Genomic DNA, 24,811 nt, shown 5'->3' with positions numbered 1-24,811 from the left:
AAGCTGCCCGCGCACATTCCATGAGCGCCAGAGCACGATTTTGCTTGTGATTACTTGGCTGGCAGTTATTTGGCGGTGGGCATCACAAACTCCGCCCCCTTGCCAATGCTCTCGGGCCAGCGCTGCATGATGGACTTTTGCTTGGTGTAGAAGCGCACGCCTTCTTCGCCGTAGGCGTGCATGTCGCCGAACAGGCTCTTCTTCCAGCCCCCAAAGCCGTGCCAGGCCATGGGCACCGGAATCGGCACATTGATGCCCACCATGCCCACCTGCACGCGGCGGCTGAACTCACGCGCCACATTGCCGTCGCGGGTGAAGCAGGCGACGCCGTTGCCGAATTCGTGGTCGTTGATGAGCTGCAGCGCTTGGGCAAAATCGGGAACGCGCACGCAAGCCAACACGGGGCCAAAGATTTCTTCCTTGTAGATGCGCATCTCGGGGGTCACGTGGTCGAACAGCGTGCCGCCGAGCCAGAAGCCACCGCCACAGCCTTCGCCCGCTTGTGTGCCGTCAAAGCCCCGGCCATCGGCCAGCAGCGTGGCGCCTTCTTGCACACCGAGGGCTATGTAGCCGCTGATGCGCTTGTGCGCGGCCTGGGTGACGATGGGGCCCATCTCAGCCGCGAGGTTGGTGCCGTTGAGCACCTTGAGCGTCTTGGTGCGCTGCAGCAATTTGGGGATGACCTTGTCGGCCACATCGCCCACCAGCACCGCCACACTGATGGCCATGCAGCGCTCGCCGGCGGAGCCGTAGCCTGCGCCGATGAGGGCGTCCACCACCTGGTCCACATCCGCATCGGGCATGACCACCATGTGGTTCTTGGCGCCGCCCAGGGCCTGCACGCGCTTGCCGTGGTGGGCACCGGTCTCGTAGATGTAGTTGGCAATGGGTGTGGAGCCCACAAAGCTCACGGCCTTCACATCGGGGTGCACCAGCAGGGCGTCCACCGCTTCTTTGTCGCCCTGCACCACGTTGAACACGCCATCGGGCAGGCCGGCTTGCTTGAGCAAATCGGCAATGTAGAGGCTGGGGGACGGGTCAATCGGACTGGGCTTGAGCACAAAGGTGTTGCCCGCAGCAATGGCGACGGGGAACATCCATGCCGGCACCATGACCGGGAAGTTGAACGGCGTGATGCCGGCCACTACGCCGAGTGGCTGGCGCAGGGTCCAGTTGTCGATGCCGGTGGAGACCTGGTCGGTGAAGTCGCCCTTGAGCAGCTGCGGAATGCCGCACGCGAATTCGACGATGTCGATACCCCGGGACACCTCGCCTTGCGCATCGGTAAACACCTTGCCGTGCTCGGCAGTGATCATGCGGGCCAGGGCGTCTTTGTGCTCGTTCAACAACTGCAGAAAGTTGAACATGATGCGCGCGCGGCGGATGGGCGGTGTGTCCGCCCAGGCCGGGAATGCCGCTTGCGCTGAAGCCACTGCAGCGTTGACCTCTGCCCCGTTGGCAAGCGCTACCGAGCCGGTGACCTGGCCGGTGGCGGGGTTAAAGACATCCTGGGCGCGGCCGCTGGTGCCGGGGGTAACCTGGCCTTGGATGTAGTGGGAGATGGCAGTAACTTGGGACATGGAATGTGTTTCTCTAAAAGGGTCAGGTACCGGCAGCAGGGGCCAGCATCCATTCGTGGGCGGGGTCGTTCTTGAAGACCCAGAAGCGGTTGGGGCCCGCCATCACGTTCAGGTAATACGAGTCGTAGCCGTGGGGTGCCACCACCGGGTGATAGCCCTTGGGCACCATGACCACATCGTGGTTCTCGACGGCGCAGGCCTCGTCGATGCTGCGGTCGTCGGTGTACACGCGCTGAAAGGCAAAGCCCTGTGGCGGGTTGAGGCGGTGGTAGTAGGTTTCTTCCAGCAGCGTCTCCACGGGTGGCTGCTCCACGTCGTGCTTGTGGGGCGGGTAGCTGCTGCTGTGGCTGGCGGGGGTCATCACCTCCACCACCAGCAGGTGGGCTGCGGTGGGGTCGTCGTGCGGCAGGATGTCGCACACATAGCGGGTGTTGGTGCCCTTGCCACGCACACTGCGGCGCATGGTGGCGGGGTCTATCACCCGCACGGTGCGCTCTTGTGAGTCAGTGGGTGCGGTGCACAGGCCGACTTCGGCATTGCGCACACCGCGCAGCGTGACCGTCATGCCCGCAGGCACGTACACAGCGGCGGGGGACTTTTCGTCAAACACGCTGTCGCGGGTGCCGAGGTTGGCATAGGTGGTGCCGTCCACCGTCACGTCCACAGAGCCTGTGAGCACCACCACGCACAGCTCACGTGCGCCGGTAGCTACGATTTCGATAGCACCAGCTTCGAGGCGCACGGCGCGGAAGCCCACGTGCGTCCAGCCTGCGCGCTCGGGAGTGACGTTGACAATCTCGCGACCCGAGGGCGCGGCCTTGGCTAAGAGGGGGCTGACCATGGTGATGTCCTTTGCAAATCAGGCGATGCTTTTGACCAGAGCGCTGAGGGTCTGGTAGCCCTTTTGGGCGTACTGGTAGCTGGGGGCAACAGCAGGGTCTTGTTCGGCCTCAACCACCAGCCAGCCTTCATAGCCCGCGTCGCGCAGCACTTGCAGGGCGGCGGCATAGTCGATGGTGCCATCGCCGGGCACGGTGAAGGTGCCGTTGAGCACGCCGTGCAAAAAGCTCCAGCCATCATTGCGGGCTTGGGCAATCACGGGGGTACGCACGTCTTTGCAGTGCACATGCACCACGCGTTTGACGTGCTTTTTGAGCAAGACCACCGGGTCGGTTGCGCCCCCGAAATAGGCGTGACCTGTGTCGTACAGCAGGAAAACCTTGGCGGGGTCAGTGAGCGTCATCAGCTTGTCGATGTCAGCCGGGGACTCCACATAGGCACCCATGTGGTGGTGGTAGGCCAGCTTGATGCCGTAGGTCTGGATGAGGTGCTCGCCGAATGCGTTCAGGCGCTCGGCGTAGCCTTGCCAGAGGGCCTCGCTTGCGAACTGGGGGCGCTTGTTGACGGGGGTGCCCATCTGGCCTTGCACAGTGCCTGCGCACTCGCCATACACCACCACGTTCACGCCGTTGTATTGCAGCTTGCTCATGTGGGCCTTGCAGCGCTCGATCTCGGCGGCTACGGCGTCGGCATTGCTCTGGCCGGGTGCTACTTCGGCCAAAAAACCGGAGTACCAGCCGGACACGCAGGCCAGGCCGTACTCATCAAGCTTGGCTTTGAGCGATGGGCCGTCTTTGGGGAATTTGTTGCCCAGCTCAAAGCCGACGTAGCCGATTTCTTTGCCTTCGCGCAGCGCGGTTTCCAACGGAGTTTCGCCGCCCAGGGAGGGCATGTCGTCGTTGAACCAGGAGATGGGGTTGATGCCGATGCGGACGTTCCAGGTCATATCAATGCTTCTTTCTGAATCTAAAAATCAAACACGTTGTTCTTGCTTGCCGGCGACATAGCGGGCATGGGCGTCCAGCACCTCGCTGCGCGCGGACACTTCGGGAATCGCCACCTCCCACCAGCAGCCGCCCTCGGTGGTACGGGTGTGGGTGGTGTCGATCACCAGTACCTGGCTGCGTGTGGCAGCGCGGGCTTTGACCATGGCGGCCTTGAGCTCGGCCACGTTGGCCACATGCACGGAGTCTGCACCCATGCTGCGGGCGTGGAGCGCAAAGTCGATGCTGCTGGCCTCGCCGCCCTCGCCAATGCAGTCGTCCAGCAGGTTGTTGAAGGCCGGGCTACCCGACGCGGTTTGCAGGCGCTGGATGCAGCCGTAACCGCGGTTGTCCAGCACCACGACAATGATCTTTTTGCCCAGCATTACGGAGGTGGCCAGCTCGGAGTTCATCATCATGTACGAGCCATCGCCCACCAGTACGATGACCTCTTGCTCAGGCCGGGCCAGCTTGACGCCCAGGCCGCCTGCAATCTCGTAGCCCATGCAGGAATAGCCGTATTCCATGTGGTAGTTGCCGGGCCGGCTGGCGCGCCAGAGCTTGTGCAGCTCGGCAGGCAGGGTGCCGGCGGCGCAAATGGCCACGTCGTGCACACCGCTGTCGCCACCTGCGTCGTTGAGGGAGTCGCGCACGGCGCCAATCACCTCGGCGTCGTAAGGCAGCACGCCTGGCTGGGGCGCGGCGGTGGTGAGCTCGGTGACCCGCGCGTTCCACAGCGCTGCTTGTTGTTGGGCGCGCGCAGTCCAGGCGCTGTCTGCCGCCCATGTGCCCAGCGCTGCGCTCAAGGCTTGCAGACCCACCAGCGCATCGGCCACCAAGGCGGTGCCACTCCACTTGCTGGCGTCAAAACTTTGCACGTTGAGGCTGAGCAACCTGGCGTTGGCAAACAGGGCGTGCGAGCCGGTAGTGAAGTCTTGCAGGCGGGTGCCCACGGCAAAGACCACATCGGCCTCGCGGGCCAGCACATTGGCATTGGGCGCACCGTCCACGCCGATGGCGCCGAGATTCAGGGGGTGGTCCCACGCCAGGCTGCTCTTGCCGCCATGCGACTCGACCACGGGCACACCATGCGCTTCGGCAAAGGCACGTAGCGCCTCGCCCGCGTGGCTGTAGAGCACACCACCACCGGCCACGATGAGGGGCTGCTTGGCTGTCTTCAGCAAAGCGACTGCCTTTTGCAGTTCGCGCGCATCAGGGGGCGGGCGGCGGAACTGGATCAGCTCGGGGTGCAAGAAGCTCTCGGGGCAATCAAACGCATGGGTCTGGATGTCCTGCGGCAGCGCCAGGCACACCGGACCGCAGGCTGCAGGGTCCGTCATGATCTGGATGGCACGCGGCAAGGCGGTAAGGATTTGCTCGGGGCGCGTGATGCGGTCAAAGAAGCGCGTCACCGGGCGGAAGCAATCGTTGGCGCTCAGGTCGCCCTGCTGAAAACTCTCGACCTGCTGCAGCACCGGATCCGGCGCGCGGGAGGCAAAGGTGTCGCCGGGCAGCAGCAGCACGGGCAGACGGTTCACATGCGCTACGGCGGCAGCGGTGACCAAATTTGTGGCGCCGGGGCCAATGCTGGTGCTGACTGCCATGATGCGCTGGCGCATGTGCGCCTTGCTATAGGCGATGGCGGCATGGGCCATGCCCTGCTCGTTATGGGCGCGGTAGGTGGGCAGCGCCTGGCGCTCGGCCCACAAGGCTTCGCCGAAACCGGCCACATTGCCGTGCCCGAAGATGGTGAACACCCCGCCGCAGTAGGGCTGGATGCTGCCGTCATGCATTTCCACCTTGAGGGCGGCGAGATGCTTGACCAGAGCTTGCGAGAGCGTGAGTCGTTGGGTTGTCGTCATGTAAATCTCCGTCCTGCGGGGTTCAGGCTGCTGCCGCTGAAGAAGCGTGGCTAGAACCACGACGTGCTCGCCATGCGTTCACCAGGGTGGTGAAGTTGCCGGCAACCTCGGTCACAAATTCTTCGTCAGACATGCGGCCGGACAGCCATGTTAATGAGGCGTCGGCCCAGAGGCTACGGCCCACCATAAAGCCCTTGACTACCGGGTTGGTGGCCAGCTTGAAGCTCTCTACCAAATGGGGAATGGGCTGGTTCAACCCGAGGATGACGGCCCCACGGCAATACGGGTCGCGCTCGTCGATCAGCGCCTTCAATTCGGCCCAGCCGCTCTCTTGCATGGGGGCCAGCTTCCACCACTCGGGCTTGACGCCCAGGTTGTAGAAGCGCTTGACGGCGCGCAGCACGGCGGCGTCTTCCTCGCCCGCGACCACCAGGGCCTTGGGCAGGATGATTTCGAGCAGCAGTTCATTGCCGCTGGCGCGGGTGGCTTCCCACAGCTCCAGTACTTTTTGCTCTTGCTCCAGGCGCAGGGTGTAGTGGTCGTCCGGGTGGTAGTGCACGAGGCACTTGACCACTTGCTGGGTGGGCCAATGGGTAAGTGCAGTGCCAATGGAGCGGGTGCCGTCAAACCGCAAGGGGCGCGAGCCGGGCAGCTCCACCGGGCGACCTACCCACCAGCCCCGGCCTGTGGCGCTGGCCAATGCGTCGGCACCGTAACTGCCGCCATCCACTAGCACGCCGGTGGCGCCTTGCAAGCAGCTGCCCTGCTCCACACGCTCTGCAGCGGTGACCAGCAGCTTCTTGAGAGCCGGAATGCGGGACTCGGGGGCGCCTGCCTGGCGGCACAGGTCGTAAAACTGGCTGCGGTGGTCAAAGGCCATAACGCACAACTCAATCCACACCGGGCGTGCCGCGGTGACGCGGTGCAGGTGGGCCAATTGCTGGTCCGCATCGACCTGCGGGTTGCGGCTACCGCCGAACCAGTGCACCAGCTCGGGTGGCGTGGGCATGGCGGCAGAGCAGGCGTGGCGGGACACCACGATGGCGCCGCAGGCATTGGCCGTCTGGGTGGATTGCGCCCAGTCTTTGCCCTGCAAGAGGCTGGCCATGAGGCCGGAGAGAAACGCATCCCCCGCGCCGAGCACATTGAGCACTTCAACCCGCTCGCCCTGGAAGGTGGGCGCATCGTCAATCGCAGCGGGAATGGCGCCTTCAATCACGGTGCAACCTGCAGCGCCCCGCTTGACCACCAGCACGGCCTGGCTGTGCGCACGCACAGCGCGCAGACTGGCCATGAGGTCGTTGGGCACGCCACCCGCAATGAAGAACTCTTCTTCGGTGCCGACCAGCAGGTCGAACTGCGGCAGCATTTCTTGCAATTGCCGGGTGACAGCGGCATCGGCCACATAGCGGTTTTCACCTGCGCCGCGGCTGGTCAGACCCCAGAGCACGGGGCGGTAGTCGATGTCCAGCACGCGCACCACGCCATGCTTGCGGGCGAACTCCAGAGCGCGGGTAGACGCAGCACGGGTACCGGTGGTGGAAAGGTGGGTGCCGGTGATGGCCAGTGCACGGCAGCGGGCGATAAAGGATTCATCGATCAGCGCCGCGTCTACCGCCATGTCAGCGCAGTTTTCTCGCACGAACAGCAAGGGGAAGGTGTCGCGGTCCTTGATGCCCAGCAGAACCAGGGCGGTAAGGCGCTGGGGGTCGATCTGCACCTGGCTCACATCGCAGCCATTGGCCTGCAAGGTGGAGGTGAGAAAACGGCCCATCTGTTCGTTGCCCACGCGGGAGATCATGGCGCTCTTGCAACCCAGGCGGGCTACGCCAAAGGCCAGATTGGCGGAGCTACCACCCAGGTACATGGCCATGCTGCGCGCGTCTTCCAGGGCGCTGCCGAATTGCTCGGCGTACAGGTCCACGGCCAGCCGGCCTAGGCAGGCCAGGTCGATGTCGCGCCCCTGCGGAAATTTCAGTTGTGTCATGGTGCTTCCTGATCGAAGAACTTTAGAAAATAGAATTATTTTTCGATTTAGTATAGTTCAATGAACAAATTTTCGTTTCAAAGTTTTTTATTGATGGATAATTTGTTTCAATTACCGACAGCACATGAGCCCCACCACCCCCACCGCCCCCGATAGCGAAGAAGCTCTGATCGCAGCGATTGCGGCAGGCTACGCGTCTTTAAGCCGGCAGCTCAAGCAGATCGGTACGTACGTGGAGCAGCACCGTGGGCAGCTGGGCATTCAGTCCATCCAGCAGGTGGCGGAGCAGTGCGAAGTGCAGCCCAGCGCGGTGATCCGGTTTGCCAAGCACTTCGGGTTTACCGGCTTTACGGAAATGCAAAAGCTGTTCCGGGACGGGCTGGCGCGCCATATCTCGCCCAGCAGGGATTACCAGTCGCGCATCCGCAGTGCCATTGAGTCCGAAGCCAAAGACCTGACAGGTGCTGACATCGTGCATGCCGTCATTGGCGGCGGGATTGCCGGAATGGAAGAGCTGCAAAGCAGCTTGCAGGAGCCCGCGTTTGAGGAAGCGGTGGACCTGCTGTTCCATGCAGACACGGTGTGGCTGATGGCCTCGCGCCGCTCGTTTGCCATCTCCACCTACTTGGCCTATGCCCTGCAGCACACCGACAAGCGGGTGCAGCACATCACCGCCCTGGGCAACATGCAGGACGGGCAGCTGCGCGGCCTGCGGCCCGGGGATGTTATGGTGGCCATTTCATTCGCACCCTATGCGGCGGAGACCGAAAGCATCGTGGCGGACGCCCACGCGCGTGGCGCCCGCATCATTTGCATTACCGACAGCAGCCTGAGTCCCATGGCGCGGTTTGCACAAACCTCGATCCTGGTGAATGAAACCAGCGTCTTCGGATTCCGTGCGCTGACCAACACCATGGCCGTCGTGCAAAGCCTGTTCATGGCATTGGCCTACCGGCTGGAGCTGCAGTACGAACCCACCCGTCCGCGCGCAAGCTGAGCTGCGCGCGTTTTTGTTTTTCCCCTCCACTTACACCCAGACCCCACCATGAAAAAAGTTGCTCTCTTCGGTGCCGGCCGTATCGGCCGCATCCACGCCGCCAACCTCGCCGCCATGCCCGGCATTGAACTCACTGCGGTGAGTGACCCGATGGCCGCCAACGCGGCATCGCTCGCCCAGGAACACGGCGCACGCGTGGACAGCGTGGAAGCCATCTTTGCGGACAAGTCGATTGACGCGGTCGTCATCGGCAGCCCCACCACCACGCACAGCGACCTGATCACCCGCGCGGCCCAGGCCGGCAAGCACATTTTTTGTGAAAAGCCTGTGGACCTGTCTGCCGAGCGCGCACGTGCTTGTGCGGCTGTGGTGGCCCAGGCCGGTGTAGCTTGCATGATCGGTTTCCAGCGCCGCTTTGACCCCACCTTCAATGAAGCCAAGACCCGCCTGGACCGTGGCGACATCGGCAACCCCGAAATGCTGGTCATCACCAGCCGCGACCCCGGCGCGCCACCCGTGGAATACATCCAGCAGTCCGGCGGCATCTTCCGCGACATGCTGATTCACGACTTCGACGTGTTCCGCTGGATTTTGTGTGGCGATGGCGACAAGGCCGCTTGGCTGAGCGCCACCGGCTCCTGCCTGACGGACCCTGCCATCGGCAAAGCCGGCGACTTTGATTGCACTGCAGTGACCATCAAGACCGTCAAGGGCCGCCTGTGCCAGATCAACACCACGCGCCGCGCCGCCTACGGCTACGACCAGCGCTTTGAAGTGATCGGCTCTCAAGGAATGCTGCAATGCGGCAACCACAAGCCCAGCGAAGTAACGCAGGCCACCGCCCAAGGCACCTCGCAAGACAACCCCGAAGCTTTCTTCCTGCAGCGCTACGCAGCGGCTTACCGTCTGGAGATTGAGCACTTCTTCACCCAGCTGCAAAACGGTGGCAGCTTCCGCACCTCGGTGCAAGACGGTGTCGATGCGCAGATTCTGGCGGACGCGGCGGCAGAGAGCGCGGCTGGCAACCGCATCATTACGTTCTGACAATGAAGGAACCTTTCACCACACGCAAGCTGTGGTGAAAGGTTCGTCGCGTGATAGACAGCGGCAAGGGTCTCTCCCTACATACAAGCCCTTTACGTGGCGAAAACCTTTGCTAGCATCCTGACCCAAATAAAAGGGGGGCTGTGTGCGAGGTTTATTCATTCGTTTCGTAGGCGTGTTTCTCGCCTTTTTTGTCCTTGCACTGGCGCTCCCCCATACGTCCCGGGCACAGGACTTGGACAGGGCCAACAAACTCAGTACGGGGCCGGAGCCGGAATGGGTCGAGGCCCGAGAGGCAGTGCCGGCCTCTGTGGTAGCTGTCCCCCCTGGCATTGCGACATTGGGCGCATACATCGAATATTGGGGAAGCGAAATTCTGGCCAGCGGCTCCAGATCAGTGACGTATGAACGCCGCATCACTAGGATCCAGCAAACATCTGCGCTAACCGATGTAGGGGTTTTCCGCCTGGACTATTCGCCGGATTACCAATCGGTAAAGATTCACCGGATTGACCTGATCCGGGGCGGCCAGAGAATCCCGGTCCTCAAATCCATGACCTTCCGCGTCTCCAAGGTGGAAAGCGGGCTTGAGCGGCTGATGTTGAGTGGTAAGTCTGCAGCCATAGGCCAAATCCCAGATGCGCGTGCAGGTGATGTGATCGATGTCGCCTACTCGGTGACAGGCCAGAACCCCGTGTTTGGAGAACATTTTGTTGCCAATGTGAATTGGAACCATCCGCAGTACGTGCACAAGCGCCAAGTGCGCCTACTACACAGCCCGGAAATCAAAATTGCCAGCCAATTCATGGGGCCGCAATTCAAAGAGGCACCGTCCAACGGAAGTGTTTTCGGTGGCCGGTACAAGGAGCAGGTCTTTACCCAGACCCAAGTACTGCCCGCCTTCTACGACAACAAACTACCGAAAGACTACTCTCCGTTTCTGATTCTCCAACTGAGTTCCATGGGAAGTTGGTACGACGTGCACCAGTGGGCCGCGGAGCTCTTCAGGACGGAACCGGCCTCCCCAGCCATCAACTCTCTGGCAAAAGCATTGTCTGCCGGCGTCTCGCAAAAGCAGGCGATCGCCAAAGCTGCCAAGTTTGTCCAAGACGATATTCGCTACTTTTCTGTCTCAATCAGCGAGAACACTCACCGGCCACAGCAACCCGACGTAACACTGGAACGGCGTTTTGGTGATTGCAAAGACAAGGCGCTTTTGTTGGTCACGCTGCTTCGCGCGATGGGTGTCCGGGCCAATCCGGTACTGGTATCCGATTCCATGGGAAGACGCATTTTGGGAAGCCTGCCAACACCATTGGCATTCGATCATGCCGTGGTACAGGTGGTCTACAGCGACCGCTCGGAGCAAATGATTGATGCCACGCTCAATGCCGAGGATTTGCCCCTGGAACACCAAAGCGGAAAGCTGCAACGCAGCGTCGGTCTGGTTATCCAGCGTGATGCTCCCTATTACGTTCACCTCAAGGCCCTGGGCTACAGCCAAGCCAACCTGCAACTCAGCATTCTGGAATCCGTCAAGGTAGGTGGACTGGACAAAGAGTCCACCACAACCATCTCCACCAGTCTCCAAGGAGCTTTGGCGGAAATTACCCGTCAGTCACAAAAACAGCAGCCCGAGTCAACCCGTCTGCAGTTCCTGACCGACAATTACCTGCAACGGTACCCGAGCGCACGCAAGCGCAACGGGTTTCCGGTCAGCAAAGACATTCAGGCCTTGAACCAGTTTGAAATTGAAGAGGCCTACACCATTGAACGATTATTGAGTCGGGACAACACCAGCGGAATCTGGTTCGCGCGCTTCAACGCGCAACAGTTGCTCGGTGCGCTGAGTCAGGGCGGTTTGGACAAAGACCGATGGCTTCCCCTAGGCCTGCCGATGCCTGGCTCCATCCAGACGTACAGGGTGGAAGTTGAGTTTCCGCCGGAAATCCAAGGACAAGACGACCCCATCGAAGACAAGATGGACACCCCTTTTTTCCAACTCAACACTTTCCGCAGCTTTCGGGGCAACGTCTTCACATTTCAAGCGGACCTGAAGGTAATGGCGGACGAAATTCTTCCCGGAGGCATGGCGGACTTCGTCAAGGCCTACCAGGATGCCCAGAAAAAGTTGACAGATATCGTGATCGTTAGAGAAGACAACGTGTCGGCCAGCGTCAACAGCCGGGAAAACTATCGCGACCAAGCGGAAGCCAATCGCAAGAGGGCCATCGTAGCGGCAAGCAAAATCATTGACACAGGAAAGATCGCAGATGAAGACATGGCAGAGGTCTATCTGCAACGAGCCGCTGCGTACATGGACCTGGGTCAGATGCCGGAGGCCGAGGCTGACATCACCCAGGCCGTGCGACGCAGCCCGAACCTGGGGATTGCGTTCCAAGTTCGAGCCACTTGGAACATGCGGAACAAGCGATTACAAGCAGCAGAGAGCGATCTGAACAAGGCCATCGGAATGGGTAGTGAGCCAAGTTCAGCTTATTTGCGACGAGGCCAAGTCCGCTATGTTTCCGGAAACTACGCAGGAGCGTTAAGAGACTTCGAACAGGCGGAAAAATCTTCAGAAAGCGGCCTGAACAACGGCTTCATGCGGGTCTGGCAAGCACTCGCCCGAAAGCAGCTTGGATTGCCCGGCAATACTGATGTGACACAGGCTGGTTGGCCGAATCCCTTGCTCAAGGTGATATCGGGCATTGAGTCTCCTCAGGCCATGCTCCAAAAAATTGAAGCGACAAAATCACGCGAAGAGCGCACGCTCAACCTGTGCGAAGCCTACTTTTATCTGGCGCTGTGGTCTCAGACATCAGGCCGCGAAGGGGACTACCGTCGCTATCTGCAGAAAACCCTGGACACAGGCGTCATTCATTTCATGGAATACGAACTCGCCACGGTGCTGCTTAAGTAATGCCGCAGAACTTCTTGAATGGCCCGAGTACCGCATCACCGCGGAAGGGCTTGACGATCCATCCGGTCACGCCGATGGCACGGCCGCGCTCGCGCATGACCGGGTTGTCCTCGGTGGTGAGCATGATGATGTGCACTGACTTGTTGCCCAGCTCGTTGCGGATTTTGTCGGCCATGGCCAAGCCGTCCATGTTGGGCATGTTGATATCACTGACCACCAGCTTGATGCCGGGGTCAGCCTTCAGCTGGACCAAACCATCGCGACCATCCGTGGCAAGTGCCACATCAAAACCGTGTTTGTTTAAGTAGCCGGAAACGATTTCCCGCATCGTGCTGGAATCGTCCACCACCAGAACATTCGCCATCTCTACCCTCTTCCCATCCGCACCGAAGTTGACGCTTTGAGTTGCTTAAAACAGATCCAGTTCACCGGCATCGCTGGAGCTTGACGCTGCGTATTCTGCGAATTGCTCGGGTGACCAATGGAGGTTGAATATAAACCGCTGCACGATCACCAGCGGCTGGCCACCGCGCCGACCGGACTCCGACAGCGAATAGCGAATACACAACTGCGGATCGGGCGACCCGAAAGAGATGTATTTGTGCGCATGGTTGATCACAATCGGCACCTGGGCCAGCTGCGTGGCAGTACCTACAGGGGCAATGTAGCGGTTTTTGAAAGCACCCCAGATCAGATTGGTGGTTTCGCCCAGCATGTTGTTGAGGTCGCGAAAGTTAAGCTCACCGCCCACCCCCTCGTAGCTGAAACCCTTGAGCATGCCCTGGCGCAGTGCACTTTCTTCGGTTTGCAACATCATGTAGCCGCGGCACCAGGTGCTTTCGATCGGAATGATGGTGGACACTTCGCCATGGATGATGCGGTCGTGCACTACATAAGGTGGCTCGGCCGTCACGTTGGCGTTCGGGAACATGGAGCGCATGGAAGTCAGCGTCAAATCCACAATGCCTTCCACCAGAGCAGTGGGGTAGCGCAGGCTGAATATCGACCGCTCCACGCCGGCGCGTAATTGCTCGACGTCGCCGGTGCTCCATGGGTAACGGATGAATTCACGGTACAGCGCATCCAGGTCTCCACTGGCGGTACGACGGAGAAAGATGGGCAGCTCAGGCCGCAAGCGGTGAATGGACTCAGCCAAGTGCAGCGCGTCACGGTTACCGCAAGGCAGGTCTTCGGCCAGCAGTACACCAGCCAAGTCCTTGTGCTGCTCCAGGCATGCAAGGGCATCGTGCGAGGTACGCAACAAGGGCATCAGGCCCACGGAATCACAAAAATCGGTAAGCACTTTGCACTGCTGGGCATCGTGCTCCAGCAGCAACACCTTGGCTTCCAGTTGGGTGGTATCAGTCATCGCGCAGGCCTCGCAGAGTGGGTGGGACTCCCTGTGGGCATCCTACACCGGCAACAGTGGGCGGCCGTGAAAAAAGCGGGCCGGATGGCCCGCTGATGAGTAAGGCGCAGGTTTGCAGCTTACATGTTTTTGGCCTTACGGCGGCGGGCAATGGCACCCATCAGCCCCAGACCCGCCAACAACATGGCATAGGTTTCAGGCTCCGGAACGGCAGTGATAGAAATCGAACCGTGATATCCCGCCATGGGCGCATTGGTGTAGCCGTTGATATTCAAGATAAAGGGCGGCTGTGTGGTGCCATCCACGTCGAATGAACGCTTGGCGATGTAGCTCACCGGAATCGAGTTCAGGGTCGCTGATGTCACCGTGATGGGATCGATGGTTGGTGTGCTGCCACTCGCCTTCTCCATGAAATTCAACTCGACGTAGTACTGACCGGCCTCCCATGGCACATTGTTTCCCTGGAATGAGATGGTGTCCGTGCCGGGAACACCCACGAACCCGCCCAACAACGGACCGGTCAAATTGTTAGAGTAAAAATCCGCCTGCCAATAACCGGGCGCCGTTTGGTTCAGGGACACGTTCATGGTGCCGGCTTGTACATTGGCCGCAAGGCAGAGCGCCGCTGTGGCGGCAAGGGTGAGGGCTTTCAATTTCATGGGGAGCTCCGGAGGATGGGTTGGTTGAGCTGGCATCAAGGTGGCACCTTGAGCACTCGTGATCATTGTTTTGCCCAGGGCTTGTTGCCTCCGTGCGCTTGCGCACTCTCAGTCTGTCCGTTTGGACTAGGGCAGGCTTCTCCCCGACGAATATGCGGACATTGGAAGTTCCATTTGCGCTAGCCCTTGATGTCTGAATAGCATCCTCCCTATCAACTGCCAATTGCACCTATGCTTCATTTGCTCCGGCCATCGTTGTCCTGGTTGGTATGGATGTTTGTCCTATCAGCTACTACTGCTGCCCATGCCGATGAATCAGACTGGAGCATCGGCGTCTATGCGGGCAAATATCACGATGCGGAGCCCGCCGGTGCACTGGCAGGACGCGCGAACTATGCGGAGCACTACATGCTGGCTGTGACTGGCAGCAAAACGCTGTGGAGGCATAGCGAGTGGCCGATTGCCATTGAACTTGACGGCATGCTGGGTCAGCAAGCCGGCATGGCCAATCTGACCGAGATCGCAGTGGCGCCCGCCCTGCGGTGGAGCGGGCTGCCCTGGCGCGACACGCTACGCACAGACATTCGTCTGGCGCCCTTGGGCTACTCCTATACCAGCCAAGTCGGCCCGATGGAGCGGGGACCCGATGGGCGCGGCAGCCGTACGCTGAACTTTTTGTTTGTAGAAGCCGCGTTTTCGCGCCCTCAATCCAAAGACAGTGAGTTCTTTGTGCGCTTGCACCACCGCTGCGCCATCTACGACCTGCTGAACAACTATGGCGCCAACGGGGAAGATTTTTTGAGCTTCGGCTTCAGGCGCAAGTTCTGATCCGGCGCATACGCCGCACTCAGTGAAAGTCTCGGCTAGTCGTCGCCAGTTCACCCAGCAGGTGCGTCATGTCCACCACGCGCTTGGCAATCACATGGCGGACTTGGCCGCCGGTGGCCTCGTCACGCTGCCACACGCCGTAGACCGCCATCAGCCGGGCGCGGTACACCGCGTCGCGGAACTGCTCTTTCACCGCTTTCCAGACGATGATGTTCACGCTGCCGGTCTCGTCCTCCAGCGTCACGAACACCACGCCTTTGGCGGTGCCCGGTTGCTGCCGTGCGGTGACGATGCCGCAGGCGCGCACCAGGCGACCGCTGGGGTAATCGCGCATCTGGGCCGCCGTGAGCAGCTTCTGTTTTGATAGCTGCTCGCGCAATAGTAGCAAGGGGTGGGAGCGCAAAGTGAGGCCGGTAGCCGCGTAGTCGAAGGTCACTTCTTCGCCCTCGTCGGCCGGGGGCAGCGCCAACACCTCTTCCTCAATCGGCACCCCTTGTAGCAGCGCGGGCGCGGGGCGCAGCGCGGAGGCGTCCCACACCTGCTGGCGGCGGTGACCGCTGAGGCTGATGAGGGCATCGGCACTGGCCAGCGCTTTGAGGTCACCTGCATCGAGGGCGCAGCGCAGAGCCAGGTCTTGGGTGCTGTTGAAGAGTCCGTTTTTCCGCTCCGCGCAGATGCGCTCGGCCACTTCTCTCTGCAAGCCACTCACCATGCGCAGCCCCAATCGGATGGCAGGTTGGGTTTGCAGCGCCCATCCATTTGCGGTGGGGCGTTGCGCTTGCGGCTGTTCCAGCGTGCAGTCCCACGCGCTGTGCAGCACATCGACCGCACGCACTTCCACGCCATGGCGGCGGGCGTCTTGCACCAGCTGTGCTGGTCCGTAAAAGCCCAGCGGCTGGCTGTTGAGCATGGCCGCCAGAAAGCAAGCTGGCTCATGCCGCTTGAGCCAGCAGCTCACGTACACCAACAGCGCAAAACTGGCTGCATGGCTCTCAGGAAAGCCGTATTCGCCAAAGCCCTCAATCTGCTTGAACAGCGTGTCGGCAAAGTCTTGCGTGTAGCCGTTTTTAAGCATGCCGCCCACCAACCGTTCGTAGAACTTGCCCACACCGCCCTTGCGCTTCCAGGCGGCCATGGAGCGGCGCAGCTGGTCGGCCTCGCCCGCCGTGAAGTCGGCAGCCGCCATGGCGATTTGCATCACCTGCTCCTGAAAAATCGGCACACCCAAGGTGCGCTTCAACGCCTCTTCCAAGCCGGGGGATGCATACGTCACCGCCTGCGGGTTGGCACGCGCCTTCAGATACGGGTGGACCATGCCCCCCTGAATCGGCCCTGGCCGCACGATGGCCACCTCCACCACCAGGTCGTAAAAGCACTGCGGCTTCAGGCGCGGCAGCATGCTCATTTGCGCGCGGCTCTCAATCTGGAACACGCCCACCGTGTCCGCCTGGCAAATCATGGCGTAGGTGGCAGGGTCTTCGGCGGGCACGTCTTGCATGCGCATGGGCGTGCCGCGCCACTGGCCGATCAGGTGCAGGCAGCGGCGTATGGCGCTGAGCATGCCCAGGGCCAGCACATCCACTTTCAAGAGGCCCACCGCGTCCAGGTCGTCCTTGTCCCACTGAATGACAGAGCGGTCTGGCATGGACGCGTTTTCCACCGGCACCAGCCGCGTCAGCGGGCCTTGCGTGAGCACAAAGCCGCCTACGTGTTGGCTGAGGTGGCGAGGGAAGCGTTGCAGCTGTGTGGCCAGGTCCAGCCAGAGTTGCAGGCGGCGCAAAGGCGGCAGGGGCGAACCGTCCACCAGCAGACCGCGAGGGGCCGATGCTTGCGAACCAGTCCCAAAAGAACCACCCCGCTCAGCGACGCCACCTGAGGGAGCCAGAGCGGCAGGGCGTTCAGCGTAGGTCAAGGAGGAGCCCGCAACGCGGGCGGGGGACACGGAGCTGGGCGCCCTGCCGCTCTGGCTCCCGGCCCCCACGCTGCACGCCGGAGATTGAGCATCAAAACCACCCCTAGCGCCCGCAGAATCTGCGCAACCAGCTACTTTTTCGATAGCATCCTGCAGCCGCTCCACCAGTACCGCACGGCTGTACATGCCGGGGTGCTCCTTGGCCATGGCCGTAATCAGCACCTCAGGAATCTCCAGCGCCCGCCCCACATCGCGCAGCGCGCTGCGCGGGCGGTAACTTGCCACCACGGCGGTAATGGCGGCACGCTCGCGGCCATATTTGGCGTAGATGTACTGGATGACCTCTTCGCGCCGCTGGTGCTCAAAGTCGACGTCAATATCGGGTGGCTCGTCGCGCTCCTTGGAGATGAAGCGCTCAAACAGCACGTTCATGCGGCTGGGGTCCACCTCGGTCACGCCCAGGCAGTAGCAGACCGCAGAGTTCGCCGCCGAGCCGCGCCCCTGGCACAGAATGCCGCGCCCCCGCGCAAAGCGCACCAGGTCGTGCACGGTCAGGAAGTACATCTCGTACTGCATGTCGGCAATCAGGGCCAACTCATGCTCTACCTGCGTGCGCACGTTGGGTGGCATGCCATGGGGGTGCGTGGCTGGTGGGTAGCGCTCCAAAGCGCCCGCTTCGGTGTACTGGCGCAGGGTCTGCGCCGGGGTGTGGCCGGGCAGCACCGCCTCCATGGGGTACTGGTAGCGCAGCGCATCCAGCGTGAAGCTGCAGCGCCCCGCCACCACCAGCGTGTGGGCCAACTCGTCGGGGGTGAATAGGGCCGCGAGCCGGGCGCGACTGCGCAGGTGGTGCTCGGCATTGGCCTGCAGCGCAAAGCCGCACTGCACCACCGGCAGGCCGCAGCGCACGGCGGTCAGCACATCGTGCAGCGGCTTGCGCGAGCGGGTGTGCATGCGCACCTGCCCGGTGGCAAGTGGGGCCAGCCCGCTCACCGCCGCAATCTGCTGCCAGTGCGCCCGCTCCCAAGCCTGCATGCCGCCCAGACCCGCAGTGACCGACAGCCAAGAATTGATACCAAAAAGGCCTCTAGCGCTCATCGCTATTGCGCAAGCAGCTTCTGTTTTGATAGCAAGGGGCAGATGCAGCAGCACCTCGCAATGCCGCAGCGTGTGCCAGGGCGAGGCGTCTGGCTGCCCCAACCAAGCGACCCGGTAATCGCCCTTGGGCGCCGCCATGCGCGCGCGGGTGATGAACTCGCACAGGTTGCCCCAGCCCTGCAGGTTGTGCGGCAACACCACCACGGTGAAGCTGGCCCCCACCGCCACACCACCCTGCGCAGCCGGGTAAGGCACTGCAAACTCCGCCCCCGGCAGCAGCTGGAGCCCCAAGCGCTGCGCCTCGCCATGCGCGCGCACCACCCCGGCGACCGAACACTCGTCGGTAATGGCCAGCGCCGCATACCCGAGCCGGTGCGCCCGCTCCACCAGCTCCTCCGGCTGCGAGGCACCGCGCTGGAAGCTGAAATTGGAGAGGCAATGCAGCTCGGCATAGGCCGGTGGCGTGGTGGCTACCGGCGGCTGGGGCTTGATGGGCTTGGGGGCTTGCATTTAAACTGTATAAAAATACAGTTTACTAGCGAGGTGCATGCTATGCAAAACACACTTGGAAATCTAAAATACACACAATATCGTGTGTACAAGGGGATTTCCATGACAGCCATCAGCCGCGTCTTCATGAACGGCAACAGCCAAGCCGTGCGCATTCCGCAAGAGTTCCGGTTGGACACCAGCCGCGTCGAGATTTACCGCAACACCGATGGCGACTTGGTGCTGCACCCGATTCCGGCTGACCGAGGCGCGGCACTCCTGCAAGCGCTGGAGGCGTTTGACGACGACTTTGCCAACCTGCTGCTAGCCGACCAAGAGGCACCGCTACCGCTGCAAGACCGGGAGCCGCTGTGAGGTACATGCTGGACACCAACATCCTGATCTACCTGATCAAGAACAAGCCCCCCGCGATTGCAGAGCGCATCAACGCACTCAACCCCCTTGATGCGCTGTGCATGTCCTTTGTGACCTATGCAGAACTGCTCAAGGGCGCGGAGCGCAGCACCCGCAAACCCGAAGTGCTCAAACGACTGACAGACCTCACCCGCTCCATCCCCGTGCGCTACGGCACCAGCGCCAGCTTGTGCGAACACTACGCCACGCAATTCACCCGACTGCGCGCCGCAGGCACCCCCATAAGCGCCAACGACCTGTGGATTGCTTGCCATGCACTTGCAGACGATTGCACGCTGGTGACCAATAACGTCAGTGAGTTTGAGCGGGTGCAGGGGCTCAGGTTGGAGAACTGGGTGGGGTGACGGGGTAAGCTTGACTGCCGGAATACATCGAAAGTCGCACTTATGTTGCGAGGTCCGGTTAGCTATAGTTCCCAACAGCTTTCCCTTTTATGCATCTTTAGATCACATTGAGACCATGATTTTTCTTGACATCCTTGCTCTAGCAGCAGCCTGGAGAATTGTGCTCAGTTGCTTGATTGGTGGTCTCATTGCCTATGGGCTGCATCAAATTGCTCCAGCATTGACTTTTTTCCATCTCCTCGGGATCACAATCCTTGGCCTTGCGGTTGGCGTCGAGTGGCAATCGTTTTCCATGCCACGCCAGTGGGCACACGGGACGCCAAACTTTGAAATTCAACCGACGCCCATGGCACTACTAGCGGCAGTCACTGGATCAATTTGGGGGTTCTTCAATGCTAGTTCGATTAAGGATTTTGTTATCGGCTTCCTTTTGTTTCTAATTGGTGCCATAGCATGGAGACGCTTCTTTATCCGTGAGGGTCTAGAGACGCACATCGCCAATCAATGTGCTGCAATCTCTTGCGTCGCGCTTTTTTTCGGAGCAGGTCTGGCCTGCACTGTTTACTAACCGTAAACGGCATCCAACTTGAGTCCGTCTCTGCGCCCAACTCGTCGGCCGGCAAACCCTCAGCATCCGCTTTGCAAAAAGTCCTCTTCATCTGCAGCATGAACCGCTGGCGCAGCCCTACGGCGGAGCAGGTTTTTTCTGAGCATCCAGGCGTCGAATGCACATCCGCCGGCTTGAATCGTGGGGCAGAGAACCCGCTCACCGCTGAACTGGTCGATTGGGCTGAACTCATTTTTGTCATGGAGCGCAGCCACAAAGCCAAGCTCTCGGAAGAGTTCAAACCCCACCTAAAGGGAAAGCGAGTGTTCTGCCTCGACATTCCCGACAACTACCGCTTCATGGACCCGGCTTTGGTCAAGCTACTGCGCACCAAGGTCACGCCTTTTCTAGCACGCGACTAGCTGCCCCTGCAAGGGGTTACGCCTCAGTACAGCGCCCGCCTGAACAACCCAATCGCCATCTGGTAGCCCAGCAGTTGCAGCTCCGCGTCATAGCGCTCGCCTTCGTCGCGCATGAAGGCGTGCACGCCATTGAACTCGTGCCATGTGAAGTTCACGCCGGCTTTCACCAGCGTGCTGTAGACCAGCGCGCGGCCTTCGGGCGGGATGTGGGGGTCTTGCTTGCCCCAGACCATTTGCAGCTCGCCCTTGATCTCGGGCGTGCGGGTCAGGCTGTCGTTGCCGGTGTTGGAGGGCACCATGCCGGAGTGGATGTCGGTGGCGTAGAAGCAGGACGTGGCGCGGATGGCCGGGTTCATGGCCGCGCGGTAGGCCAGCCCGCCCCCTAAGCAAAAGCCCATGGCGCCCACGCGGCCCGTACAGTACGGCAGCGTCTGCAGGTGGTCGAGGATGGCTTGCGCATCGCTGTCGTGCGCCTCCAGCGTCTTGGCCACTTTGTCGGCATTGCCCTTGTCGCGCCCGGCGTTGTCATAGCCCAGCACGGTGCCTATGGGGTTGAGCTCATGGAACACCTCCGGCACCACCACCACAAAGCCGTGCCCGGCCATGATCTGCGCGCTGCGGCGTATGGGGCCGGTCTGCTGAAAAATTTCGGAATAGAGAATGATGGGCGCGTACTGCTTGGGCGCTGCGGCATCAAGCTCTTTGGGGCGGTACACATAGCAGCGCATCACGCCGGTGGGGGTGGAGAGGTCGACTTCATGAGACTGGATTTGCACAGCAATAACTCCGGTAAACAAACTGCACCGAGTATGACCTCCGCCCTGTCGCGCGGGTTACGCCTGCGGTACAAGAAACGCAGACCGCCACCTAAGATGCCAAGCTCTCATTTGCGGCAAAGGACGATTTCATGCAGATCCGATTCGACAACAAAGTGGTGCTGCTCACCGGCGGTGGCGGTGGCATAGGGCGGGCCAGTGCGCTGGCGTTTGCGAGTGCAGGTGCCAAGGTCGCAGTGACCGACCGCGACGTGGCAGCAGGCGAAGAAACCACCGCACAAGTCAAAGCGCTGGGGGCCGAGGCGCTGTTCATTGCGGCGGATGTCATGCAGGCCGCGCAGGTGCAAGCCATGGTGGCCCAAGTGGTGGCGCACTTCGGGCGGCTGGACTGCGCCTTTAACAACGCCGGCATTGAAGAAGAACACATGCGCCTGGCCGACTGCGAAGAGGCCACTTTCGACCGCATCATGGGCGTGAACGTCAAGGGCGTGTGGCTGTGCATGAAGTACCAGATTGCGCAGATGCTTGCCCAAGGTGGCGGCGCCATCGTCAACACCGCATCGGTGGCCGGGCTGGTGGGCGCACCCAAGATGTCAGCTTACAGCGCGAGCAAACACGCGGTGATTGGCCTGACCAAATCGGCCGCGGTGGAATACGGGCGCAAAGGCATTCGCGTGAACGCGGTGTGCCCCGGCGTGATTCGCACGGTGATGCTGGAGCGCGCCGTGCAAGCCGACCCCAAGGTGGCCGCCACCGTAGCAGGTGCCCACCCGATCGGCCGCATCGGCGAGCCCGATGAAGTGGCTGCCGCCGTGCTGTGGCTCAGCTCGGATGCGTCCAGCTTTGTGACTGGCCTGGCCCACACGGTGGATGGTGGGCTGACCTCGATTTAAGCCGCTGTTCGGCGACGCACCCAACCCACAATGGCCGGGCCGTACATGATCATGGCCAGCGCACCGGCAATCAGCGGCAGTGCCAGGAACACCCAGCCGGTGAGCACTTCTTTACCGATAACTACACCCACCACCAAGGCTACGGCGGGGTTCACAAAAGAGTAGCTGCCGGCCACGGCAGCCGTAGTGTTTTGTAGCAGCCAGAGGTAGGCATTGAGCGCTATGAGCGTGCCGAACACCAACAGGTACCACCAGGCCAACCAAGCTTCATGGGTCACATTGCCCAGCGCACCTTGCGGCTCGATGAGCGAGGCTGCTACCACGCCCATCAACCCGCCGGCCAGCCACTCGGTGGCTGAGGCCATGGCAGGGCCGGGCAAGTCCAGCTTACGGGATGCGTAGGAACCCACGCTCCAGCACAGCGGTGCGCCAAAGGCGGCCAGGGCCCCCAGCCAGCTGGCAGAAAAGTCGCCCTCCATGGCCAGCAACAAAGCCCCCGCCACACCCAGCACCAAGCCTACCCAGCTGGTAGTGGGCACACGTTCGCCGCCCAGGCGTGTCCACAGCGCCAGCCACATGGGCATGGTGGTGATGACGGTGGCCATGAGCCCGGAGCCAATGCCCTGCTTTTGCGCAAACACCACCAGGTTCATGGACACAAACACCATCAGCCCGCCCACCAGCGCGGCATTGCGCCACTGGCGCCAGCTGGGCAGCTTTTCGCCGCGCCACAAAGCCCAGGCCAGCATGATCACGCCGGCCAGCGTGAAGCGGGTGGCATTCATCCACAGCGGGGGAAAGCTGTGCACCGCCACGCCGATGGCAAAGTAGGTGGTGCCCCAGACGATGTACACCAACCAGAGCGCCACCATGAGGCGCCAGAAGGGGGATAAACGCCAGCCTTGCTGAATATTGAGTGCCGAAATCATGAATAGTCCGTAAAATTTACGGCAACTAGCGCCGTTGGGCGTGATATTACCGAAAAACCAGCCCAATGCAAGCAAATATTCAGACAGATGCCATCGACGCAAAAATTCTTACGGCCTTAGGCGAAGACGGCCGACGTTCTTACGCCGAGGTGGGTGCGGATGTGGGCTTGTCTACCGCTGCGGTGCATGAGCGGGTCAAGAAAATGCTGGAGCGCGGCGTGATTCGCCGTTTCTCAATCAGCGTGGACCCGCACACCGTGGGGCTGAACTTCACCGCGTTTGTGGCGATTCGCAACGATGGCGGCGCCCACTGCCGCGACATTGCACCCCGCCTGCGCGAGCTGCCCTCGGTGCAAGAACTGCATAGTGTGGCCGGCGAATACGACCTGCTGGCCAAGGTGCGCACCCCGCATGCCCGCGACCTGGAGGCGGTGCTGCTGCAGATCAAGGCCATCCCCGGTGTAGCGCGCACCACCAGCACCGTGGTGCTGAACACCGAGTTCGAAGACCAGCCCCTGCGCCTGCCCGGCGCCTGAGGCGCAGCCCCTTTGCAGTGTCAGGCTGCGTCGGTGGCCTTGGGGTGTTTGATGCCGTGGAACTTGGCCTCCAACTCCTGACGCAGGGCTTTGCGCATCTGGGCTTCGGCAAAGCGACGCACCTCGTCGGGCGTTTGGGGCTGCAACGGCGGCACCGGGGCGGCCTTGCGGTTATCGTCCACTGCCACCATGGTGAAGAAGCAGCTGTTCACATGGCGCACCTCTTGGGTGCGGATGTTCTCGGCAATCACCTTGATACCCACCTCCATGGACGACTTGCCGGTGTAGTTCACGCTGGCCAGAAAGGTCACCAGCTCCCCCACATGGATGGCCTGCAAAAACAGCACCCGGTCCACACTCAGCGTCACCACATAGCGCGAGGCATAGCGGCTGGCACAGGCATAGGCCACCTGGTCAAGCAGCTTGAGAATGGCGCCGCCGTGCACATTGCCGGAAAAATTGGCCATGTCAGGCGACATGAGCACGGTCATGGAGAGTTGGTGATTGGGGAGGTTCATGGCTTGCGGGTAGCGAAAGGCGTGCCAGTGTAAAGGGATGATTTATCCAGGAATATTCTAAAAATGTGATTTTTTTCACAAACAGGTTTTGAGGACCATCCATTCGGACTATGGGATGAAAGGCGCGGGTCAACGACAATCTGTTACAGATTTACACAAAGGGTGGTTCTTATGAAAAAACTTGCTTCCGTATTCGCCACGCTCACCATGGGTTTGATGTCCTTGGGTGCTCAAGCAGCCAATTCCCTGACCTACCAAGGCGTTACGTTTGAATCCCGTGCACTGGATGCGGACACTCTGGAATTCTCCATACTGAACGCGACCCACGCCACCGGCGATTGGTTCGGAATTAGCTTCCTCAAAGCTTTTGAAATCAAAAACCTTGGCCCTGAAGTGACTAGCGCATCTGTCGTGAGCGGCCCCGGCACATCTGTCTCTACGACCATTAAGGGCTTGGCTGGTAACGGTTTGGGTTGCAATACCGGCAACACAAACGGCGCTTGCTTCTCTTTCGCTGCCCCCTTGAGCCTGACTGACAGCATGACTTGGCGCATCGACTTTTCAGCCAACGGCGCGTTGAATTTCAATACCCCTCATGTCAAAGTGCAATTTATGGACGAATTGAACAGTCGTCGCAAGCAAGGCGACTTGTTGTCACAGAACTTGCCTGTGAGCGCAGTTCCAGAGCCTGAAACCTATGCGATGCTGCTTGCAGGCTTGGGATTGATGGGCGCAGTGGCTCGCAAGCGCAAAGCTGCATAAGCGTTTGTCCTCGAGACAACCGACAAAAGGCCCTTCGGGGCCTTTTTTATTTAATGCGTTAACCCACGAGGTAGGATG

General features: G+C 61.0%; 23 protein-coding genes. 11 read left to right on the top strand and 12 right to left on the bottom strand.

Translation table 11 applies throughout. The features are described from left to right. Positions 1–65: 65 nt before the first annotated feature. From RAN89_RS06785 to RAN89_RS06765, 5 genes are read right to left on the bottom strand one after another with little or no spacing between them, the layout of a single operon-like run. Positions 66–1,580, bottom strand: coding sequence for a CoA-acylating methylmalonate-semialdehyde dehydrogenase (locus tag RAN89_RS06785; RefSeq protein WP_313868851.1), 1,515 nt, complete (start codon positions 1,578–1,580; stop codon positions 66–68). A gap of 22 nt (positions 1,581–1,602) precedes the next feature. Further along, positions 1,603–2,421 (bottom strand): 5-deoxy-glucuronate isomerase, encoded by an 819-nt coding sequence (gene iolB, locus RAN89_RS06780; protein WP_313868850.1) that lies wholly within the window; start codon positions 2,419–2,421, stop codon positions 1,603–1,605. 18 nt (positions 2,422–2,439) lie between these two features. Further along, the gene (iolE, locus tag RAN89_RS06775; RefSeq protein WP_313868849.1) at positions 2,440–3,366 is read right to left on the bottom strand and encodes a myo-inosose-2 dehydratase; all 927 of its coding nucleotides are present in this window, start codon (positions 3,364–3,366) and stop codon (positions 2,440–2,442) included. Between the two features lie 27 nt (positions 3,367–3,393). Beyond that, positions 3,394–5,265, bottom strand: a complete 1,872-nt coding sequence (iolD, locus tag RAN89_RS06770; RefSeq protein WP_313868848.1) for a 3D-(3,5/4)-trihydroxycyclohexane-1,2-dione acylhydrolase (decyclizing) — start codon at positions 5,263–5,265, stop codon at positions 3,394–3,396. Positions 5,266–5,287: 22 nt separating this feature from the next. Continuing rightward, entirely contained in the window at positions 5,288–7,252 is a 1,965-nt protein-coding gene (locus RAN89_RS06765; protein WP_313868847.1) for a bifunctional 5-dehydro-2-deoxygluconokinase/5-dehydro-2-deoxyphosphogluconate aldolase, read from the bottom strand. 124 nt (positions 7,253–7,376) lie between these two features. Here RAN89_RS06765 and RAN89_RS06760 point away from each other — a divergent pair, with 124 nt between their 5' ends. The 3 genes from RAN89_RS06760 (at position 7,377) to RAN89_RS06750 (ending at position 12,216) form a co-directional block, all read left to right on the top strand. Continuing rightward, positions 7,377–8,249 carry a MurR/RpiR family transcriptional regulator gene (locus RAN89_RS06760; RefSeq protein ID WP_313868846.1) on the top strand — a complete coding sequence of 291 codons (873 nt, stop codon included), beginning with the start codon at positions 7,377–7,379 and terminating at the stop codon, positions 8,247–8,249. A 48-nt stretch (positions 8,250–8,297) separates the two neighbouring features. Further along, positions 8,298–9,293, top strand: a complete 996-nt coding sequence (gene iolG, locus RAN89_RS06755) for an inositol 2-dehydrogenase (RefSeq protein ID WP_313868845.1) — start codon at positions 8,298–8,300, stop codon at positions 9,291–9,293. A gap of 340 nt (positions 9,294–9,633) precedes the next feature. Continuing rightward, positions 9,634–12,216: a DUF3857 domain-containing protein gene (locus RAN89_RS06750; protein WP_313868844.1), complete on the top strand. Its 2,583-nt coding sequence runs from the start codon at positions 9,634–9,636 to the stop codon at positions 12,214–12,216. Here the strand turns inward: RAN89_RS06750 and RAN89_RS06745 are convergent. The 3 genes from RAN89_RS06745 to RAN89_RS06735 form a co-directional block, all read right to left on the bottom strand. Further along, the gene (locus tag RAN89_RS06745) at positions 12,209–12,580 is read right to left on the bottom strand and encodes a response regulator (RefSeq protein WP_313868843.1); all 372 of its coding nucleotides are present in this window, start codon (positions 12,578–12,580) and stop codon (positions 12,209–12,211) included. The genes RAN89_RS06750 and RAN89_RS06745 overlap by 8 nt on opposite strands. Positions 12,581–12,625: 45 nt before the next feature. Further along, entirely contained in the window at positions 12,626–13,585 is a 960-nt protein-coding gene (locus tag RAN89_RS06740) for a chemotaxis protein CheX (protein ID WP_313868842.1), read from the bottom strand. A 119-nt stretch (positions 13,586–13,704) separates the two neighbouring features. After that, on the bottom strand, positions 13,705–14,244 hold the full coding sequence (locus RAN89_RS06735; protein WP_313868841.1) for an FxDxF family PEP-CTERM protein: 540 nt from the start codon (positions 14,242–14,244) through the stop codon (positions 13,705–13,707). Between the two features lie 231 nt (positions 14,245–14,475). Here RAN89_RS06735 and RAN89_RS06730 point away from each other — a divergent pair, with 231 nt between their 5' ends. Beyond that, on the top strand, positions 14,476–15,072 hold the full coding sequence (locus RAN89_RS06730; RefSeq protein ID WP_313868840.1) for a hypothetical protein: 597 nt from the start codon (positions 14,476–14,478) through the stop codon (positions 15,070–15,072). Positions 15,073–15,091: 19 nt separating this feature from the next. Here the strand turns inward: RAN89_RS06730 and RAN89_RS06725 are convergent, their stop codons facing one another. Beyond that, entirely contained in the window at positions 15,092–18,592 is a 3,501-nt protein-coding gene (locus RAN89_RS06725; RefSeq protein WP_313868839.1) for an error-prone DNA polymerase, read from the bottom strand. Positions 18,593–18,694: 102 nt separating this feature from the next. Here RAN89_RS06725 and RAN89_RS06720 point away from each other — a divergent pair, with 102 nt between their 5' ends. The 4 genes from RAN89_RS06720 to RAN89_RS06705 all read left to right on the top strand — a co-directional run bounded on the left by RAN89_RS06720 (position 18,695) and on the right by RAN89_RS06705 (position 20,319). After that, the gene (locus tag RAN89_RS06720) at positions 18,695–18,946 is read left to right on the top strand and encodes an antitoxin (protein ID WP_313868838.1); all 252 of its coding nucleotides are present in this window, start codon (positions 18,695–18,697) and stop codon (positions 18,944–18,946) included. Between the two features lie 5 nt (positions 18,947–18,951). Beyond that, positions 18,952–19,350 carry a type II toxin-antitoxin system VapC family toxin gene (locus RAN89_RS06715; RefSeq protein WP_313869353.1) on the top strand — a complete coding sequence of 133 codons (399 nt, stop codon included), beginning with the start codon at positions 18,952–18,954 and terminating at the stop codon, positions 19,348–19,350. A 115-nt stretch (positions 19,351–19,465) separates the two neighbouring features. Then, entirely contained in the window at positions 19,466–19,918 is a 453-nt protein-coding gene (locus RAN89_RS06710; protein ID WP_313868837.1) for a hypothetical protein, read from the top strand. 71 nt (positions 19,919–19,989) lie between these two features. Continuing rightward, on the top strand, positions 19,990–20,319 hold the full coding sequence (locus RAN89_RS06705; protein WP_313868836.1) for a low molecular weight protein tyrosine phosphatase family protein: 330 nt from the start codon (positions 19,990–19,992) through the stop codon (positions 20,317–20,319). 23 nt (positions 20,320–20,342) lie between these two features. Here RAN89_RS06705 and RAN89_RS06700 read toward each other — a convergent pair whose 3' ends face one another. After that, positions 20,343–21,095, bottom strand: a complete 753-nt coding sequence (locus RAN89_RS06700; RefSeq protein WP_313868835.1) for a dienelactone hydrolase family protein — start codon at positions 21,093–21,095, stop codon at positions 20,343–20,345. Between the two features lie 131 nt (positions 21,096–21,226). Here RAN89_RS06700 and RAN89_RS06695 point away from each other — a divergent pair, with 131 nt between their 5' ends. Continuing rightward, positions 21,227–21,988 carry an SDR family oxidoreductase gene (locus RAN89_RS06695; protein ID WP_313868834.1) on the top strand — a complete coding sequence of 254 codons (762 nt, stop codon included), beginning with the start codon at positions 21,227–21,229 and terminating at the stop codon, positions 21,986–21,988. On the opposite strand, the gene RAN89_RS06690 is transcribed toward RAN89_RS06695, so the two are convergent. Further along, positions 21,985–22,917: an EamA family transporter gene (locus RAN89_RS06690; protein WP_313868833.1), complete on the bottom strand. Its 933-nt coding sequence runs from the start codon at positions 22,915–22,917 to the stop codon at positions 21,985–21,987. The genes RAN89_RS06695 and RAN89_RS06690 overlap by 4 nt on opposite strands. Before the next feature lie 65 nt (positions 22,918–22,982). Between RAN89_RS06690 and RAN89_RS06685 the strand changes: the two genes are divergently transcribed. After that, positions 22,983–23,453 carry an Lrp/AsnC family transcriptional regulator gene (locus tag RAN89_RS06685; RefSeq protein WP_313868832.1) on the top strand — a complete coding sequence of 157 codons (471 nt, stop codon included), beginning with the start codon at positions 22,983–22,985 and terminating at the stop codon, positions 23,451–23,453. A gap of 20 nt (positions 23,454–23,473) precedes the next feature. On the opposite strand, the gene RAN89_RS06680 is transcribed toward RAN89_RS06685, so the two are convergent. Continuing rightward, the gene (locus tag RAN89_RS06680; protein WP_313868831.1) at positions 23,474–23,971 is read right to left on the bottom strand and encodes an acyl-CoA thioesterase; all 498 of its coding nucleotides are present in this window, start codon (positions 23,969–23,971) and stop codon (positions 23,474–23,476) included. 171 nt (positions 23,972–24,142) lie between these two features. Between RAN89_RS06680 and RAN89_RS06675 the strand changes: the two genes are divergently transcribed. Further along, positions 24,143–24,733 (top strand): PEP-CTERM sorting domain-containing protein, encoded by a 591-nt coding sequence (locus RAN89_RS06675; RefSeq protein ID WP_313868830.1) that lies wholly within the window; start codon positions 24,143–24,145, stop codon positions 24,731–24,733. The last annotated feature ends 78 nt before the right edge of the window (positions 24,734–24,811 follow it).

The organism is Rhodoferax mekongensis, assembly GCF_032191775.1.
Classification (GTDB): Bacteria; Pseudomonadota; Gammaproteobacteria; order Burkholderiales; family Burkholderiaceae_C; genus Allorhodoferax; species Allorhodoferax mekongensis.
The sequence above is the reverse complement of the archived record's forward strand: the minus strand, read 5'-3'. Positions and strand labels throughout refer to the sequence as shown.

Bases quoted from the DNA above. Each gene is read 5' to 3' on its own strand.
- RAN89_RS06685 (WP_313868832.1), top strand. From the start codon at position 22,983: ATGCAAGCAAATATTCAGACAGATGCCATCGACGCAAAAATTCTTACG.
- RAN89_RS06675 (WP_313868830.1), top strand. From the start codon at position 24,143: ATGAAAAAACTTGCTTCCGTATTCGCCACGCTCACCATGGGTTTGATG.
- RAN89_RS06715 (WP_313869353.1), top strand. From the start codon at position 18,952: ATGCTGGACACCAACATCCTGATCTACCTGATCAAGAACAAGCCCCCC.
- RAN89_RS06695 (WP_313868834.1), top strand. From the start codon at position 21,227: ATGCAGATCCGATTCGACAACAAAGTGGTGCTGCTCACCGGCGGTGGC.
- iolD (WP_313868848.1), bottom strand. From the start codon at position 5,265: ATGACGACAACCCAACGACTCACGCTCTCGCAAGCTCTGGTCAAGCAT.
- iolG (WP_313868845.1), top strand. From the start codon at position 8,298: ATGAAAAAAGTTGCTCTCTTCGGTGCCGGCCGTATCGGCCGCATCCAC.
- RAN89_RS06690 (WP_313868833.1), bottom strand. From the start codon at position 22,917: ATGATTTCGGCACTCAATATTCAGCAAGGCTGGCGTTTATCCCCCTTC.
- RAN89_RS06760 (WP_313868846.1), top strand. From the start codon at position 7,377: ATGAGCCCCACCACCCCCACCGCCCCCGATAGCGAAGAAGCTCTGATC.
- RAN89_RS06785 (WP_313868851.1), bottom strand. From the start codon at position 1,580: ATGTCCCAAGTTACTGCCATCTCCCACTACATCCAAGGCCAGGTTACC.
- RAN89_RS06710 (WP_313868837.1), top strand. From the start codon at position 19,466: ATGATTTTTCTTGACATCCTTGCTCTAGCAGCAGCCTGGAGAATTGTG.
- RAN89_RS06745 (WP_313868843.1), bottom strand. From the start codon at position 12,580: ATGGCGAATGTTCTGGTGGTGGACGATTCCAGCACGATGCGGGAAATC.
- RAN89_RS06725 (WP_313868839.1), bottom strand. From the start codon at position 18,592: ATGCAAGCCCCCAAGCCCATCAAGCCCCAGCCGCCGGTAGCCACCACG.
- RAN89_RS06680 (WP_313868831.1), bottom strand. From the start codon at position 23,971: ATGAACCTCCCCAATCACCAACTCTCCATGACCGTGCTCATGTCGCCT.
- RAN89_RS06740 (WP_313868842.1), bottom strand. From the start codon at position 13,585: ATGACTGATACCACCCAACTGGAAGCCAAGGTGTTGCTGCTGGAGCAC.
- RAN89_RS06765 (WP_313868847.1), bottom strand. From the start codon at position 7,252: ATGACACAACTGAAATTTCCGCAGGGGCGCGACATCGACCTGGCCTGC.
- iolE (WP_313868849.1), bottom strand. From the start codon at position 3,366: ATGACCTGGAACGTCCGCATCGGCATCAACCCCATCTCCTGGTTCAAC.
- iolB (WP_313868850.1), bottom strand. From the start codon at position 2,421: ATGGTCAGCCCCCTCTTAGCCAAGGCCGCGCCCTCGGGTCGCGAGATT.
- RAN89_RS06730 (WP_313868840.1), top strand. From the start codon at position 14,476: ATGCTTCATTTGCTCCGGCCATCGTTGTCCTGGTTGGTATGGATGTTT.
- RAN89_RS06720 (WP_313868838.1), top strand. From the start codon at position 18,695: ATGACAGCCATCAGCCGCGTCTTCATGAACGGCAACAGCCAAGCCGTG.
- RAN89_RS06735 (WP_313868841.1), bottom strand. From the start codon at position 14,244: ATGAAATTGAAAGCCCTCACCCTTGCCGCCACAGCGGCGCTCTGCCTT.